This window comes from Pseudomonas fluorescens (assembly GCF_001708445.1).
GTDB lineage: Bacteria > Pseudomonadota > Gammaproteobacteria > Pseudomonadales > Pseudomonadaceae > Aquipseudomonas > Aquipseudomonas gorinensis.
Window position 1 is genome coordinate 5,820,153 of the sequence record NZ_CP015637.1, and the last position, 14,459, is coordinate 5,834,611.

Here is a 14,459-nt window from a genome sequence, read left to right on the forward strand (position 1 = left end):
CCCTTGGTCAGGATTTCAGGTAGCCGTTAGCGGCCAGAAAACTCTCAGTGATGTTCCCGGTTGCAGGCTCTGCGGCCTTATCGCCCAGCAACAGGCGCTCCAGGTAACGGGCAAGCAAGTCAACTTCCAGGTTCACCCGGCGACCCGGCTGGTACGACGCCATGATGGTTTCGCTCAGGGTGTGGGGAATGATGGTCAGTTCAAATTCAGCGCCGTTCACGGCGTTCACGGTCAGGCTGGTGCCGTCGACGGTGATCGAGCCTTTGTGGGCGATGTACTTGGCCAATTCTTTTGGCGCGCGGATGCGAAATTCCACGGCGCGTGCATTTTCGCTGCGCGATACCACTTCGCCGACACCGTCGACGTGGCCGCTGACCAGGTGGCCGCCCAGGCGGGTGGTCGGGGTCAGGGCTTTTTCCAGGTTGACCGGGCTGCCAGCCTTGAGGTCGTTCATCGCGGTGCAGTCCAGGGTTTCCCGGCTGACGTCGGCGGCAAAACCGTTGCCCGTCAGCTCGATGACCGTCAGGCACACGCCGCTGACCGCGATGCTGTCGCCCAATTTGACGTCGCCGAGGTCGAGCTTGCCGGTTTCAACCAGCAGGCGCACATCGCCGCCCTTGGGGGTCATGGCACGGATGCTGCCGATGGATTCGATAATGCCGGTGAACATGGCCTTCTCCTGGAAAACGGTACGGGCACTTGAGCGCCCGGTCAGAATTATACGCGCGCGGGTGGAAGCGGGATGGCAGTGACTCGCCAGTCGTCGCCTACAGCGCGCATTTCAGTGATCTTGAGTTGGGGGGCATCCGCCAGTTTCTCAAGCGGCCAGTCCAGCAAAGGCCGGGCGGCGGAGCCGAGGAACTTGCCGGCGACGAAAATCACGTATTCGTCGACCAGGCCCTGCTGGGCAAATGCACCCGCCAGGCTTGGGCCGGCCTCCACCAGCACTTCATTGACGCCACGGGCCGCCAGCGCCACCAGCGCCGAGCGTAGGTCAACCTGGCCATCGACGCCGGGCACCACCAGGCATTCGGGGCCACGGGGGAACTGGTTTTCCGCAGTGACGCAGGTAATGACCAGCGCCGGGCCGGCCTTGAAGAACGGCGCATTGAGCGGCACCCGCAGGCGGCCGTCGATCAGCACGCGCAACGGCGGGCGTGACATGGCCAGGGCGGTGGTGGCGTCATCCAGGCCCAATTCGGCGGCGCGCACGGTCAGGCGCGCACCGTCGGCCAATACCGTGTCGGCGCCGGTCAGCACCACACTGGCCTGGGCGCGCAGGCGCTGTACCGCGGCGCGGGCGGCGGGCCCGGTGATCCATTGGCTCTCGCCGCTGGCCATCGCAGTGCGGCCATCCAGGCTCATCGCCAGCTTGACCCGCACAAACGGCAGGCCGTGCTCCATGCGCTTGAGGAAGCCTTTATTGAGGGCGCGGGCTTCCCCTTCCAGCACACCGCTGTAGACCTCGATACCGGCCTGGGCCAGGCGCTGCATGCCGCGCCCGGCAACCTCCGGGTTAGGGTCCTGCATCGCCGCGACCACCCGCGCCAGCCCGGCACTCACCAGTGCGTCGGCGCAAGGCGGGGTATGGCCATAGTGGCTGCAAGGCTCGAGGGTCACATAGGCCGTGGCGCCTCGGGCTTTACCCCCCGCAGCGCGCAAGGCATGCACTTCGGCATGGGGCTCGCCGGTGCGCACATGCCAGCCTTCGCCGACGACCTGCCCATCACGCACAATCACGCAGCCCACTCGCGGGTTGGGATGGGTGGTGTACAGGCCATTACGCGCCAATTCGAGGGCGCGGGCCATGTAGTGAGCGTCGAGGACAGCCTGTTCAGCAGAAGGTGGGTTCATTTCTTGACCGGCTCACGGGCCAGGCGGTCGATCTCTTCGCGGAACTCATTGAGGTCCTGGAAGCGTCGATACACCGAGGCGAAACGGATATAGGCGACTTCGTCGAGCTTTTGCAGCTCGCCCATCACCAGCTCTCCAACCACCAGGCTCTTGACCTCGCGCTCGCCGGTCGCACGCAGCTTGTGCTTGATATGCACCAGCGCCGCCTCCAGCCGCTCGACACTCACCGGGCGTTTTTCCAGGGCACGCTGCATACCGGCGCGCAATTTGTCTTCATCGAAAGGCTGGCGACTGCCGTCGGACTTGATCAGACGTGGCAATACCAGTTCGGCGGTTTCGAAGGTGGTGAAACGTTCACCGCAGGCCAGGCATTCGCGCCGGCGACGCACTTGATCGCCCTCGGCGACCAGACGTGAGTCAATGACCTTGGTGTCGTTGGCACCGCAGAAGGGACAGTGCATGGTGGCAGGCAACAAAAAAAGGGAGGGCCATGGTAGCGCATCCCCGTGGCAAGACAAGCCATAGCCTTTACGGTATATAGGCTGACTATTATGTTTCATACTTTTTAAGCCACGGATTTTGTCCTTTCTGGAGCCGTACATGCAGTTACGACCGCTTGTTTTACTCACCCTGTTCAGTGTTCTGGTCGCCTGCAGCAGCGAAGCCCCGAAACCATCGACGCCACAACCGACGCCGCAGCAAGAGAAAAAAGTCCCAGGCATTGAAGACGTCGGCCCGCTGCCGGCCTATCAACGGGAAATCAACGGTACCCTCACCAACGTGCCCAGTGGCGCCGAGGTGGAGATGGCGCTGCTGGTGATCGACGACCGCAGCCGCCCGCAACAACTGCTCGCCAGCAGCGTGCTCAGTGGCAACGGCAAGCCCCTGGCCTTCCGCCTGCGCTTCAACCCCGAAGCGTTCCCGGCCGGTGCACGGGTTGAGTTACGCGGCCGTGCCAGCCAGTCCGGCCAGCTGATCCTGCACCTGCCCGCCGTACGCATCACCCAGGCGATCACCCAGACCACCGGCCCCCTGCAACTCGTCAAGGCACCATGACGCCACCGCTGGACCTGCAACGCGCCCTGAGCGAACTGATCGGCGACGCGCACCTGGTGCCCTGCCCCCTGCCGGGCACCGAGCTGTCGTTGTGGCTGCTCGATGCCGACAATATGGACCGCGCCTTCAGCCCCGAAGAAACCCGGCGCATCCTGCATGAACCGCCCTACTGGAGTTTTTGCTGGGCCAGTGGCCTGGCACTGGCGCGGTACCTGGCAGCGAACCCGGAATGGGTGAAGGGCAAGCGCGTGCTGGATTTCGGCGCCGGCTCCGGTGTGGCCGGGATTGCGGCGGTCAAGGCGGGCGCGTTGGAAGTGGTTGCCTGCGACCTGGATCCGCTGGCGTTAGCGTCCTGCCGCGCGAATGCCGAACTCAATGGTGTGGAACTGAGCTACTCGGCGGACTTTTTCGCCGAAGCCGACCGCTTCGACCTGATCCTGGTGGCTGATGTGCTGTACGACCGCGCCAACCTGCCCTTGCTCGACCACTTCCTCAGCCGTGGCCGCGAAGCGCTGGTGGCGGATTCGCGAGTGCGGGACTTCCAGCACCCGGCCTATCGGCGGCTGGAGATACTCGATGCGCTGACGCTGCCGGACTTGGCCGAGCCTTGGGAGTTTCGCAAGGTGAGCCTGTACCATTCGCGAAGATAACCCCCAATCGTCAGGCCATTTCCGACTTTTTGAGTATGAGGCCTCTTTCGGCGAAGCCCTCCTGTGCAAGGGTATCGACTCACTTTTTGATGAGCACCCCAACTCTGTGGCGAGCGGGCTCGCCCTGATGCCGTTCTGTTAAGGCTTTTTTGTAGGAGCGAGCTTGCTCGCGAAAAACTTCAACGATAACGCGTGTTTCCTGAATGAACGCGGTGCCTGTGAGTTTTTCGCGAGCAAGAACTAGGCGTCCCCCTCGCTCCTACAGAAGGCGATGTACGCTTAACTGAACCGCATTGGGGCTTGCGCTTGATCATCAGCACCCTGCTCCTTCCGGTAGCCTTCACCAGCCCTTATAGTTGCGCCATTCCCGCTTTATTCGAGACGCCCCATGAGTGAGCCCACGCCGTACATCTTCGACGTCACCACCGCCAACTTCGACCAGGCGGTGATCCAGAACTCCTTTGAAAAGCCCGTGCTGGTGGACTTCTGGGCCGAGTGGTGCGCGCCGTGCAAGGCGTTGATGCCGCTGCTGGCGCAGATTGCCGAGAGTTATCAGGGCGAGTTGCTGCTGGCCAAGGTCGATTGCGAGGCCGAGCAGGACATCGTCGCGCGTTTCGGTATTCGCAGCCTGCCGACGGTGGTGCTGTTCAAGGACGGCCAGCCGGTGGACGGGTTTGCCGGGGCACAGCCAGAGTCGGCAGTGCGGGCCATGTTGGAGCCCCATGTGCAGATGCCGCCGCCGGCTGCGGCGGACCCGCTGGAGCAGGCCCAGGCGTTGTTTGCCGAGGGCCGTATCAGCGACGCCGAAGCCGTATTGGTGACATTGCTGGGCGAGGACAATACCAACGCCGCCGCGCTGATTCTGTATGCCCGCTGCCTGGCCGAACGCGGTGAATTGGGCGAAGCCCAGACCGTGCTCGACGCCGTGAAGAGCGACGATCACAAGGCCGCCCTCGCCGGGGCCAAGGCGCAGATCACCTTCCTGCGCCAGGCCGGTGACCTGCCGGATGCCGCCGACCTGAAAAGCCGCCTGGCGCAAAACCCGCAGGACGATGAAGCGGCCTATCAGTTGACCATCCAGCAACTGGCACGCCAGCAGTACGATGCGGCGCTGGAAGGCTTGCTCAAGCTGTTCATCCGTAACCGCAGCTATGGCGAAGGCTTGCCGCACAAGACCTTGCTGCAGGTGTTCGAGTTACTGGGCAATGATCACCCGCTGGTGACCGTGTACCGTCGCAAGTTGTTCGCTGCGTTGTACTAGTCGCTCTGTAGGAGCGAGCTTGCTCGCGAAAAACGCCAGGGCGCCGCGTTCATCCAGAATACCCGCGTTATCGTTAACGACTTTCGCGAGCAAGCTTGCGCCTACAAGGGCTCAATCCAGGTATAGAGCGGCGTATCCCCGCCGCTGCTCACCTTGACCTTGGCGCTATGGCGCAGGCGCACCAGCAGACGCTTGCCCGCCGAGGCATCCCCCGCCAAACCTTCCAACTGGTCGAGCAGCTCCAGGCCATTGAGCTGCCCGGCATGACGCAAGAGGTCCTGGGCGTGTTGCCACAGGTCATCATTGTGCTTGACCGGAGCAACCGGTGCGGCCGCCGCGCTGTTCACTGGCGTCGCCTGTAGCTGCGCGCCGAGTCGCGCCCAATCGCCATCATCCAGCTCCAGGGTCAAATCCACCGGCAGGTCGCCGACGGTTCCACGAATTCGCAACATCGTCCTTACTCCTGCACTTTTCTGACGAGCATGCTCCCATGCGGCTTGCGCAACGCCAAGCGGACGGTCAAACTCTGCCGACTATTGTTATAAGATCACATAACAAAACTTTCATGTTCTGGAGCCTTGCCATGCGCCGTCTGATGCTTGCTTTGCCGTTCGCCTTGTTGCCACTGGCCGTCGCTCACGCCGCGGATGAACACGACCACGATCATGAGCACGGCAGCCTGGGTGCTCATGAACACGGGGTTGGCCGCCTCAACGCAGTCCTCGACGGCCAGGCCCTGGAGCTTGAACTGGACAGCCCGGCGATGAACCTGGTGGGCTTCGAACATGCGGCAACCAGCGCCGCCGACAAAGCCAAGGTCGCCGCCGCGCGCAAACAGCTGGAAAACCCGCTGGCCCTGTTCAACCTGCCCAAGGCCGCTGGCTGCGTGATCAGCACCCAGGAACTGAACAGCCCGCTGTTCGGCGACAAGCCGGAAGCGGACCATGATGATGACGATGATCACGACGCCAAAGACGGCGCCCATGAGCATCATCACGACCACAGCGAAATCCACGCCCACTACCAGTTCACCTGCGCCACGCCGACCGCCCTGAGCAATCTCGACCTGACGCAAGTGTTCAAGACCTTCCCCGCCACCCAAAAAATCCAGGTACAACTGATCGGCCCAAGCGGCCAGCAAGGTGTTGAAGCGACGCCGCAGGCAGCTACCCTGAAGTTCTGATTGGAATGCGCCCCCACAGGCGATCGGCGCCATTTTTCGTAACCTCGTTAGCAGGCGATACTGATTTCCCATGACTCAAGCGCTCATCGAACTGTCCGACCTGGGCTTCAACTGGCCCGGTCACCCCCAGTTGCTGGACATCCCCGCGTTCCGCCTGGAAGCGGGTGAAACCCTGTTCCTCAAGGGCCCAAGCGGCAGTGGCAAGACCACCCTGCTCGGCCTGCTGGGCGGTGTGCAGAAGCCCAGCCGAGGCAGCATCCGCCTGCTCGGGCAGGAGCTGACCGACCTTTCGGCCGGTGCCCGTGATCGCTTTCGCGTCGACCACACTGGCTATATCTTCCAGCAGTTCAACCTGCTGCCGTTCCTGTCGGTGCGCGAGAACGTCGAGCTGCCGTGCCACTTTTCCAAGCTGCGCGCGCAACGTGCGATCCAGCGTCACGGCAGCATCGACCAGGCCGCCGCGACCTTGCTGGCGCACCTGGGCCTGAAAGACCTCGACCTGCTGGAACGCCGCGCCGATTCGTTGTCCATCGGCCAGCAACAACGAGTCGCCGCCGCCCGCGCACTGATCGGCCAACCAGAACTGGTGATCGCCGACGAGCCCACCTCGGCCCTCGACTACGACGCCCGCGAAGCCTTCATCCAGCTGTTGTTCGCCGAATGCCGCGAAGCCGGTTCCAGCCTGTTGTTTGTCAGCCATGACCAGAGCCTGGCGCCGTTGTTCGATCGCAACCTGTCGCTGGCCGAACTCAATCGCGCCGCCACGCCCGCAGAGGTTTGAGATGTATTTGTTTCGTCTAGCCATGGCCAGCCTGGCTAACCGTCGCTTTACCGCGATCCTCACCGCCTTCGCCATCGCCCTGTCGGTGTGCCTGCTGCTGGCGGTGGAGCGCGTGCGCGTTGAGGCGCGCAACAGTTTCGCCAGCACCATCAGCGGCACCGACCTGATCGTCGGCGCGCGCTCCGGTTCGGTCAACCTGCTGCTGTATTCGGTGTTCCGCATCGGTAACGCCACCAATAACATCCGCTGGGACAGCTACGAACACTTCGCCGCCAACCCCCAGGTGAAATGGGCGATCCCGATTTCCCTCGGCGACTCCCACCGCGGCTACCGCGTGATGGGCACCAACGAATCGTACTTCGAGCACTATCAGTACGGGCGCAAGCAAAACCTCGAACTGGCCAGCGGCCGTGCCTTCGCCACCGACCCGTTCGAAGTGGTGCTAGGTGCCGAAGTGGCCGATGCACTGCACTACAAGCTGGGCGACAAACTGGTGCTGGCCCATGGCGTGGCAGCGGTCAGCCTGGTCAAGCACGACGACAAACCGTTCACCGTGGTCGGTATTCTCAAGCGCACCGGCACGCCGGTGGACCGCACGCTGCATATCAGCCTCGGCGGCATGGAGGCGATCCATATCGACTGGCACAACGGTGTGCCGGCCCAGGGCAAAGGCCGCATCAGCGCCGACCAGGCACGCAACATGGACCTGACCCCGCAAGCCATCACCGCCTTTATGCTTGGCCTGAACAACAAGATTTCCACCTTTGCGCTGCAACGGGAGATCAATGAATTCCGTGGCGAGCCGATGCTGGCGATCCTGCCCGGCGTGGCGCTGCAAGAGCTATGGAGCATGATGGGCACCGCTGAAAAGGCGCTGTTCGTGATCTCGCTGTTCGTGGTGCTGACCGGTTTGATCGGCATGCTCACAGCGATCCTCACCAGCCTCAACGAACGTCGGCGCGAAATGGCGATCCTGCGTTCGGTGGGCGCGCGGCCCTGGCACATTGCGACGCTGCTGATCTTCGAAGCCTTCGCCCTGGCGCTGTCCGGTGTGATCGCCGGCGTGGGTTTGCTGTATGTATGCATCGCCGCGTCGCGCGGATATCTACAGGCCAATTACGGCCTGGACCTGCCGATGTCCTGGCCGAGCGAATATGAGTGGACGTTACTGGCCGGTATCCTTGCAGCGGCACTGTTGATGGGCAGCGTGCCCGCCTGGCGTGCCTATCGACAATCTTTGGCCGACGGCCTGTCCATACGTTTATGAGGAAGGCTTCGATGCGTCGTGCTCTGTTTGCGTTGTTGCTGCTGGTGGCTGTGCCCGCCTGGGCGGAGGATCAGCCCAGGGATCTATCCTGGCAGGAGATGATCCCGCCGGACGCGCCGCCGGAAATCCCCAACATGAAACCGCTGCACGACCTGTCGAACATGGCCGATGCCTTGTCCGTCGAAGCGGCGCCTGCGGCCAAGCAGGACTTGCCCAATGCGCCGGTGGTGCAAAGCCTCGACGGCCAGCATATTCGCCTGCCGGGTTACATCGTGCCGTTGGAAGTCAGCGAGGAAGGCCGTACCACCGAGTTCTTGCTGGTGCCGTATTTCGGTGCGTGCATCCACGTGCCGCCGCCGCCGTCGAACCAGATCGTGCACGTGAAAAGTGAGGTTGGGGTGAAGCTCGATGAGCTGTACCAGCCGTACTGGATCGAAGGGGCGATGCAGGTCAAGCCGTCGTCCAGTGAGCTGGCGGACGCCGGCTACCAGATGGATGCCGAGAAGATTTACCTCTACGAACTGCCGGAATAACGCTTATCACCCTTTCATTGAGCTGAGTCAAAAGTCCGAACGGAACGATCTTTACCATTGGACGTACAACTTTTAAACGTCCCTTGGAGCTCCCATGAACAACAAGTCTCTGCTCGGCGCGTCCCTCTTCGCGCTCGCTCTCGCTGCCCCCGTAGCCCACGCTCACGAAGCGGGCGACATTCTGGTTCGCGCTGGTGCAATTACCGTGAACCCGAAGGCCGACAGCGGCAGTGTCAAGGTAGACCAGGGCCCGCTGGCCGGTACCAACCTGGGCGGCAAGGCGACCATGGACAGCGACACGCAACTGGGTCTGAACTTCGCCTATATGTTCACCAGCCACTGGGGTATCGAACTGCTGGCGGCTACCCCGTTCGAGCATGATGTGAAGCTCAAGAACACGGCTCTCAGCGCCGCCAACGGCAAACTCGGCACCCTGAAACACCTGCCGCCAACCCTGAGCGTTGTGTACTACCCGCTGGACAGCAAGTCGGCGTTCCAACCGTATGTGGGTGCCGGTATCAACTACACCTGGATCTATGACGAACACGTCAGCAGCGGCGCCCAACAAGCTGGCTTCAGCAACTTCAAGGCCGATAACTCCTGGGGCTGGGCCGCGCAAATTGGTGCCGACTACATGATCAACGATAAGTGGATGATCAACGGCCAGGTGCGCTACATCGACATCAGCACCACCGCCACCGTTGAAAACAACGGAGTGGCCCCAGGCACTCGCGCCAAGGTTGATGTCGATGTCGACCCATTGGTCTACATGGTCGGTATCGGCTACAAGTTCTAAGCGAAGTCGAACAAACGCCACACAACCAATGTGGGAGGGGGCCTGCTCCCGATAGCGGTGGTGAAGTGCGCCCCAGAAGTTGGACACCCATCCAATTTCTGGGGCGTTTTCATGAGCAAGTACACCACGCAGTTCAAGCTATCTGCCATCACCGCTTTCCTTGAGCGAGGCCGAGGGTTTCGCCGGGTCGCCGCTCAATTTCAAATGGACCCCACCTTGCTTCGTCGTTGGGTCGAGGCTTATCGATTACACGGTGAGGCCAGCTTGAGCAGTACCGGCCAGCGTTACAGTGCCTTGTTCAAGTTCTCTGTTCTACGGTGCATGTGGGATGACTCCCTTTCCTTGCGCCGCGCAGCGGCGCTTTTCAACTTGGGGGATTCCACTCAGGTGGGCAGATGGCAACAGCAGTATTACAGTGGCGGTATTGAAGCCCTGGAGTCAGGGAAAAGAGGACTGAGCACCGCTATGCCTAAACCACCTGCTAAACCACGCAAAACCGCTGCCCCACTCACCAGCCCTGAGCCTGAGCACAAGACGTTACTTGATGAGCTCCAATACCTACGGATGGAGAACGCTTATCTAAAAAAGCTTGGGGAGTTAGGCGAGGCGGTGATGAGGCGGGAGAAAGAACAGAAGAAAAAGCCCGATTAGTCAGTGAGCTTAAGCAACACTTTCCCTTGCGTGACTTGCTCAAGCTAGTGAGCCTTGCGCGAAGTACGTACTACTACCAACTCAAGGCGATGGGCGTTGCGGACCGACTTTCCTCGATCAAAGCTTCTATCCAGACCATCCAAAACGAGCATAAGGGCCGCTTTGGTTACCGTCGGATGACGCTAGAACTACGTAAAGAAAGATCGCTGATCAACGGTAAAACGGTACGACGACTGATGGGGGAGCTGGGTCTGAAATGCACGGTGCGGCCTAAGAAATACAGGTCGTATAAAGGGCCGATGGGCGAAGTGTCGCCCAACACCTTGGCTCGTCAGTTCGAGGCTGAGCAACCGAATCAGAAATGGGTGACGGATGTCACCGAGTTCAAAGTGGCCGGCAAAAAGCTGTACTTGTCCCCAGTTTTGGACTTGTACAACGGAGAAATCGTGGCCTATCAGACGGCAATACGTCCCCAATATGCCTTGGTGGGCGAGATGCTGGAAAAAGCTATTGAAGGCTTACCTGAGGGCGGCAAGCCAATGCTGCATTCAGATCAAGGCTGGCACTATCGATATCCAAAGTACCGGGAGAGGCTAGAAAAAGCAGGGCTGGAGCAAAGCATGTCACGCAAAGGAAACTGCCATGACAACGCCACAATGGAGAGTTTCTTCGGCACGCTGAAGTCAGAGTTCTACTATCGGGAAAGCTTTGAAAGCGTGGAGCAGTTGCAAGCGGGGCTGGATGAGTACATCCATTACTACAACCATAAGCGAATCAAAGTGAAGCTTGGCGGACTGAGCCCTGTAGCGTACAGGACCCGGTCCGCTGTAGCCTAACCAACAGCTGTCCAGCTTTTGGGGCGCACTTCACGTTTTTCGCGAGCAAGAACTAGGCGTCCCCCTCGCTCCTACAGAAGGCGATGTACGCTTAACTGAACGGCATTAGGACTTGCCCCGCGTTGGGCTGCGTAGCAGCCCCAAAACCAGCCGCTGAGGAGTGCCTGATCCTCCGCCTGTCAAGCCGCTGCCTTCTTCACCCGCAACGCCTTGGCCTTGGCTTCCACCGCGAGGTACATCACCAGCGCAATCAGCAACGGCAAGATAAAGTAGATCGCCCGATACGCAATCAACCCGGCGAGCAAGCTGCCCCGCGACGCCTCATGCTGCAACAGCGCAATAAACACCGCCTCCAGCACCCCAAGCCCGGCAGGGATATGGGTCACCACCCCGGCAATCGCACTGATCAGCAACACCCCCAGCACCAACGGGTAGTCCAGCTTCGCCGGCAGCAGGGTGAAAATCACCGCCGCCATCAATGACCAATTCAACGCACCGAGCGCCAGTTGCAAACACGCCATGCGCAGCGACGGCAGGTTGATCTCGATACCGCGAATCGCCCACGCGCGTTTTGTCGAAAACTGGCAGGCCGCCAAGTAGCCCAGGCTCGCCAGCACCAGCAATACTCCGACACCTTGCAGGGCGCCGCTGCTGAGCTTCCAGCCCGGTGGCATTGTCACCAACCCGCTGCTGAACACGACGCCGGCCAGTGCCATATAGCCGAACCAATTGGTCGCCAGGCTCAAGCCGAGGATCTTGGCAATATTGCCGGTGCTTACCCCCAGGCGCGAATACAGGCGGTAACGCATGGCGATACCACCGACCCACGCACTCAGGTTGAGGTTGAACGCATAGCTGATGATCCCCACCGGCAGGATCTGCTTCCAGCGCAGGGGCTGGCGGATGTAGGTGCGGCCGATCAGGTCGAAGCAGGCGTACACGATAAAACTGCACAACGTCAGCGTGCCTGCGATCAGCAAGGTGCGTAGCTTGAAGTCGCCCAAGGTCTGGAACACTTCGCTCCAGTCGATGCGCCGGGCGAGCAGGGTGAACAACACGATCAGCAAGAGGAAGAACGCGACAGTCAGCGGCTTCTTCCAGCGTGTAAAACGCGAGCGGTTGGCTTCAGCGGTCATGGGCCCGACTCTCAAAGGGTTTCAAACGCGGTTTGTGCGCCGGCAGCCAGCCCGTCAACGCCGGGAAATGGCGCATCACATGGAACACCAGGAAACCCACGGTCAAGCGCCAGAGCCACAGGCGCGGCGTGCGGTTTTCCGGCATGGTCTGGCAATGGTGCTTGCTGAGCACTTCGAGGCGTTCGTACAGCTGCTGGTTGAATGCCCGGTCGCGAATCAGCACATTGGCTTCCAGATTCAGCGACAGGCTCAGCGGGTCCAGGTTGCTGGAACCCACGGTGCTCCAGTCGTCATCCACCAGCGCCACCTTGCCGTGCAGCGGGCGCTGGCAATACTCGTGGATCACCACGCCATCCTTGAGCAGGTAGTCGTAGAGCATGCGCGCCGCCAGCTTGGCCAGCAGCACATCGGGCTGGCCCTGCATGATCAATTGCACGTGCACGCCCCGCCGCGCGGCGTTGCGGATCTCGCGCAGCAAGCGGTAGCCGGGGAAGAAGTAGGCATTGGCGATCACCGCGCGGCGCTGGGCTTTACTCAGGGCGTGGATATAAGCCTCTTCGATGTCATCGCGGTGCTGCACGTTATCGCGATAAATCAGGCGCACCAGGCCATCGCCGTCTGCCGAGGTCCACAGTGAGGGGCGCCGGTCGCGGCGTCGCCAGCCGCGGCGGCTGCGTACTTTTCGGCCGCTTTGGGCCAGGGCAAAGTGATGCAGGTCGGCGACCGCCGGGCCGACCACCTGCACCGCGTAATCCTGCTTGGCCTCGGGGCCATAGTCGCCCAAGTGGTCGGCAGAGAAGTTGATCCCGCCGATAAACCCCACTTGCGCATCCACCACCACGATCTTGCGGTGCAAGCGGCGGAACCAATTGGTGCGAATGCCGAGGGTCTTGGACGCCGGGTCGAACATCTGCACTATCACCCCGGCTTCGGCCAACTCGGCGAGGAAGGCCGGGCTCAGCTCGCCGCAGCCAAACCCGTCAAGGCTGGCGACGACTTTGACGCCGCGCCGTGCCGCATCGACCAGGATGTCCCGTAGCTCATGGCCAACCTTGTCTTCGAACAGGATGAAGGTTTCCAGCAGGATTTCCCGCTGGGCCTGGCGCATGGCGTCGAACACCTTCGGGAAGTAGGCCTCGCCGTTTTCCAGCAACTCGATCTGGTTGCCGCTCTGCCAGCCGTAATCCAGGTCCCGCGCCGAGGCTTCGTCCGGTGGCTGGTCGGTAGCGATATGGGCGACGGCGACTTTTTCCAGTGGGGCACTGTTCATAGCTCGATCTCCACTGACAGGGGCGCGTGGTCTGACAAATGCGACCAGGGGCGGCTGTTCAACACCTGGGGCGCATGCGCCTTCACATTGCGCACATAGATTCGATCCAGGCGCAGCAGGGGCAGGCGCGCGGGGAAGGTGCGCGGTGGTTTGCCATGGGCCTCGGTAAACACTTCGCGCAGGCCGCAATGGCGCAGGTCGGCGCGCAGGCGCCAGTCGTTGAAGTCGCCGGCAACGATCAGCGGTGCATCGGCGGGAATCTGCGCCACGCGCTCGGCGATCAGGCGCAGTTGCTGCTGGCGATGTTTTTCCTGCAAGCCCAGGTGCACGCAAATGGCATGCAGTTCCTTCTCCTGCCCGGGCAAGCGCATCACGCAATGCAGCAGCCCGCGACTTTCATGGCCGCTCTGGGAGATGTCGAGATTGTCGTAGCGCACGATCTGGAACTTCGACAGCAGCGCATTACCGTGATCGCCATCGGGGTACACCGCATTGCGCCCATAGGCGTACTGCGGCCAGATGCTGTCGGCGAGGAACTCGTACTGCGGCATCGCCGGCCAGTTGCTATAGCGCTTGGGGTGGCGTTCGTGGGTGCCGTGGATTTCCTGCAGGAACACGATATCGGCCGCCACACTGCGTACCGCCTCGCGTAATTCCGGCAGGATGAAGCGCCGGTTGAGGGCGGTGAAGCCCTTGTGGGTATTGACCGTCAGCACGCGAAAACGGGTGATGGTGGTGGTGGGTGTCGGGGGGATCAGTTCCGAGTGAGTCATGCCAATCCCTCAGGTATCAGTCGTCTCCGGGAGGCGTTGCGTGACGCAATCAACCACGCGCGTTGCCGCCTGTAGTGCCCGCCGGAAATGCCGATATGAATCGCCGCCATGTTTGCTCCCGTGGATGTAGGGTCGAGTGACCTCCGTTTTGGGATGACTGCGATATTTGCGCGAAAGTTTCCGTGGGCCTACAGGCGGTACCCATCCCGGAAAGACGCGCGGGTTGCCAGTGCGAGCAAGGCCATGGGCATGGCTGCAACTCCGGTGGTTTCACTCCGGCGTGCAGCGGCTGGGTGTGACTTGTGCGGAAAAGGTGGAGAACGGCATTTGATCTTTGCCTATAGGGCAAAGATGTCGACACAGGGGAACGATCAGGATTCAAACCCGTCAGTTCCTTACAGACCCTTCTGAA

Annotated in this window: 16 protein-coding genes; 9 read left to right on the forward strand and 7 right to left on the reverse strand. The window is 61.4% G+C overall.

Features of this window, described 5'->3' with window-relative positions; all coding sequences use genetic code 11:
• Positions 1-7: 7 nt before the first annotated feature.
• From A7317_RS25955 to nrdR, 3 genes are read right to left on the reverse strand one after another with little or no spacing between them, the layout of a single operon-like run.
• Positions 8-670, reverse strand: coding sequence for a riboflavin synthase (locus tag A7317_RS25955; RefSeq protein ID WP_024077649.1), 663 nt, complete (start codon positions 668-670; stop codon positions 8-10).
• 47 nt (positions 671-717) lie between these two features.
• Positions 718-1,854 carry a bifunctional diaminohydroxyphosphoribosylaminopyrimidine deaminase/5-amino-6-(5-phosphoribosylamino)uracil reductase RibD gene (gene ribD / locus A7317_RS25960; protein ID WP_024077650.1) on the reverse strand — a complete coding sequence of 379 codons (1,137 nt, stop codon included), beginning with the start codon at positions 1,852-1,854 and terminating at the stop codon, positions 718-720.
• A complete protein-coding gene (gene nrdR / locus A7317_RS25965; RefSeq protein ID WP_041161032.1) occupies positions 1,851-2,315 on the reverse strand; it encodes a transcriptional regulator NrdR in 465 nt (154 codons plus the stop codon). The genes ribD and nrdR overlap by 4 nt, the downstream gene beginning before the upstream one ends.
• Before the next feature lie 139 nt (positions 2,316-2,454).
• On the opposite strand from nrdR, the gene A7317_RS25970 reads away from it, so the two are divergent.
• The 3 genes from A7317_RS25970 to trxA all read left to right on the forward strand — a co-directional run bounded on the left by A7317_RS25970 (position 2,455) and on the right by trxA (position 4,821).
• Positions 2,455-2,910: a YbaY family lipoprotein gene (locus tag A7317_RS25970; RefSeq protein ID WP_069077100.1), complete on the forward strand. Its 456-nt coding sequence runs from the start codon at positions 2,455-2,457 to the stop codon at positions 2,908-2,910.
• A complete protein-coding gene (locus tag A7317_RS25975) occupies positions 2,907-3,560 on the forward strand; it encodes a class I SAM-dependent methyltransferase (RefSeq protein ID WP_024077653.1) in 654 nt (217 codons plus the stop codon). Before A7317_RS25970 ends, A7317_RS25975 begins: the two co-directional genes overlap by 4 nt.
• A gap of 388 nt (positions 3,561-3,948) precedes the next feature.
• On the forward strand, positions 3,949-4,821 hold the full coding sequence (gene trxA / locus A7317_RS25980; protein ID WP_024077654.1) for a thioredoxin: 873 nt from the start codon (positions 3,949-3,951) through the stop codon (positions 4,819-4,821).
• Between the two features lie 101 nt (positions 4,822-4,922).
• Here trxA and A7317_RS25985 read toward each other — a convergent pair whose 3' ends face one another.
• Positions 4,923-5,273, reverse strand: a complete 351-nt coding sequence (locus tag A7317_RS25985) for a hypothetical protein (protein WP_024077655.1) — start codon at positions 5,271-5,273, stop codon at positions 4,923-4,925.
• Positions 5,274-5,404: 131 nt separating this feature from the next.
• Between A7317_RS25985 and A7317_RS25990 the strand changes: the two genes are divergently transcribed.
• From A7317_RS25990 to A7317_RS30360, 6 genes are all read left to right on the forward strand, one after another.
• On the forward strand, positions 5,405-6,004 hold the full coding sequence (locus tag A7317_RS25990) for a DUF2796 domain-containing protein (RefSeq protein ID WP_024077656.1): 600 nt from the start codon (positions 5,405-5,407) through the stop codon (positions 6,002-6,004).
• A 70-nt stretch (positions 6,005-6,074) separates the two neighbouring features.
• Positions 6,075-6,785, forward strand: a complete 711-nt coding sequence (locus tag A7317_RS25995) for an ABC transporter ATP-binding protein (RefSeq protein WP_024077657.1) — start codon at positions 6,075-6,077, stop codon at positions 6,783-6,785.
• Position 6,786: 1 nt separating this feature from the next.
• Positions 6,787-8,052: an ABC transporter permease gene (locus A7317_RS26000; protein ID WP_024077658.1), complete on the forward strand. Its 1,266-nt coding sequence runs from the start codon at positions 6,787-6,789 to the stop codon at positions 8,050-8,052.
• An 11-nt stretch (positions 8,053-8,063) separates the two neighbouring features.
• Positions 8,064-8,585 (forward strand): DUF3299 domain-containing protein, encoded by a 522-nt coding sequence (locus A7317_RS26005; protein WP_041161033.1) that lies wholly within the window; start codon positions 8,064-8,066, stop codon positions 8,583-8,585.
• Between the two features lie 94 nt (positions 8,586-8,679).
• Positions 8,680-9,381, forward strand: coding sequence for an OmpW/AlkL family protein (locus tag A7317_RS26010; RefSeq protein WP_024077660.1), 702 nt, complete (start codon positions 8,680-8,682; stop codon positions 9,379-9,381).
• A 111-nt stretch (positions 9,382-9,492) separates the two neighbouring features.
• Positions 9,493-10,868 (forward strand): IS3 family transposase gene (locus A7317_RS30360; RefSeq protein WP_420492573.1). Its coding sequence is split into 2 segments (ribosomal slippage): positions 9,493-9,984 and positions 9,987-10,868, totalling 1,374 coding nucleotides; the frame shifts between segments, so codons are not numbered across the junction.
• Positions 10,869-11,047: 179 nt separating this feature from the next.
• On the opposite strand, the gene A7317_RS26025 is transcribed toward A7317_RS30360, so the two are convergent.
• Genes A7317_RS26025 through A7317_RS26035 form a run of 3 tightly spaced genes read right to left on the reverse strand, consistent with a single transcriptional unit; the run spans position 11,048 to position 14,047 of the window.
• Entirely contained in the window at positions 11,048-12,004 is a 957-nt protein-coding gene (locus A7317_RS26025) for a lysylphosphatidylglycerol synthase domain-containing protein (protein ID WP_069077101.1), read from the reverse strand.
• Positions 11,994-13,274, reverse strand: a complete 1,281-nt coding sequence (clsB, locus tag A7317_RS26030; RefSeq protein WP_069077102.1) for a cardiolipin synthase ClsB — start codon at positions 13,272-13,274, stop codon at positions 11,994-11,996. Before clsB ends, A7317_RS26025 begins: the two co-directional genes overlap by 11 nt.
• Positions 13,271-14,047, reverse strand: coding sequence for an endonuclease/exonuclease/phosphatase family protein (locus A7317_RS26035; protein WP_024077664.1), 777 nt, complete (start codon positions 14,045-14,047; stop codon positions 13,271-13,273). Before A7317_RS26035 ends, clsB begins: the two co-directional genes overlap by 4 nt.
• Positions 14,048-14,459 lie beyond the last annotated feature (412 nt).

Excerpts from the sequence above, each read along its gene's own strand:
- A7317_RS25955 (WP_024077649.1), bottom strand. The coding sequence starts at position 670 with ATGTTCACCGGCATTATCGAATCCATCGGCAGCATCCGTGCCATGACC.
- ribD (WP_024077650.1), bottom strand. The coding sequence starts at position 1,854 with ATGAACCCACCTTCTGCTGAACAGGCTGTCCTCGACGCTCACTACATG.
- nrdR (WP_041161032.1), bottom strand. The coding sequence starts at position 2,315 with ATGCACTGTCCCTTCTGCGGTGCCAACGACACCAAGGTCATTGACTCA.
- A7317_RS25970 (WP_069077100.1), top strand. The coding sequence starts at position 2,455 with ATGCAGTTACGACCGCTTGTTTTACTCACCCTGTTCAGTGTTCTGGTC.
- A7317_RS25975 (WP_024077653.1), top strand. The coding sequence starts at position 2,907 with ATGACGCCACCGCTGGACCTGCAACGCGCCCTGAGCGAACTGATCGGC.
- trxA (WP_024077654.1), top strand. The coding sequence starts at position 3,949 with ATGAGTGAGCCCACGCCGTACATCTTCGACGTCACCACCGCCAACTTC.
- A7317_RS25985 (WP_024077655.1), bottom strand. The coding sequence starts at position 5,273 with ATGTTGCGAATTCGTGGAACCGTCGGCGACCTGCCGGTGGATTTGACC.
- A7317_RS25990 (WP_024077656.1), top strand. The coding sequence starts at position 5,405 with ATGCGCCGTCTGATGCTTGCTTTGCCGTTCGCCTTGTTGCCACTGGCC.
- A7317_RS25995 (WP_024077657.1), top strand. The coding sequence starts at position 6,075 with ATGACTCAAGCGCTCATCGAACTGTCCGACCTGGGCTTCAACTGGCCC.
- A7317_RS26000 (WP_024077658.1), top strand. The coding sequence starts at position 6,787 with ATGTATTTGTTTCGTCTAGCCATGGCCAGCCTGGCTAACCGTCGCTTT.
- A7317_RS26005 (WP_041161033.1), top strand. The coding sequence starts at position 8,064 with ATGCGTCGTGCTCTGTTTGCGTTGTTGCTGCTGGTGGCTGTGCCCGCC.
- A7317_RS26010 (WP_024077660.1), top strand. The coding sequence starts at position 8,680 with ATGAACAACAAGTCTCTGCTCGGCGCGTCCCTCTTCGCGCTCGCTCTC.
- A7317_RS26025 (WP_069077101.1), bottom strand. The coding sequence starts at position 12,004 with ATGACCGCTGAAGCCAACCGCTCGCGTTTTACACGCTGGAAGAAGCCG.
- clsB (WP_069077102.1), bottom strand. The coding sequence starts at position 13,274 with ATGAACAGTGCCCCACTGGAAAAAGTCGCCGTCGCCCATATCGCTACC.
- A7317_RS26035 (WP_024077664.1), bottom strand. The coding sequence starts at position 14,047 with ATGACTCACTCGGAACTGATCCCCCCGACACCCACCACCACCATCACC.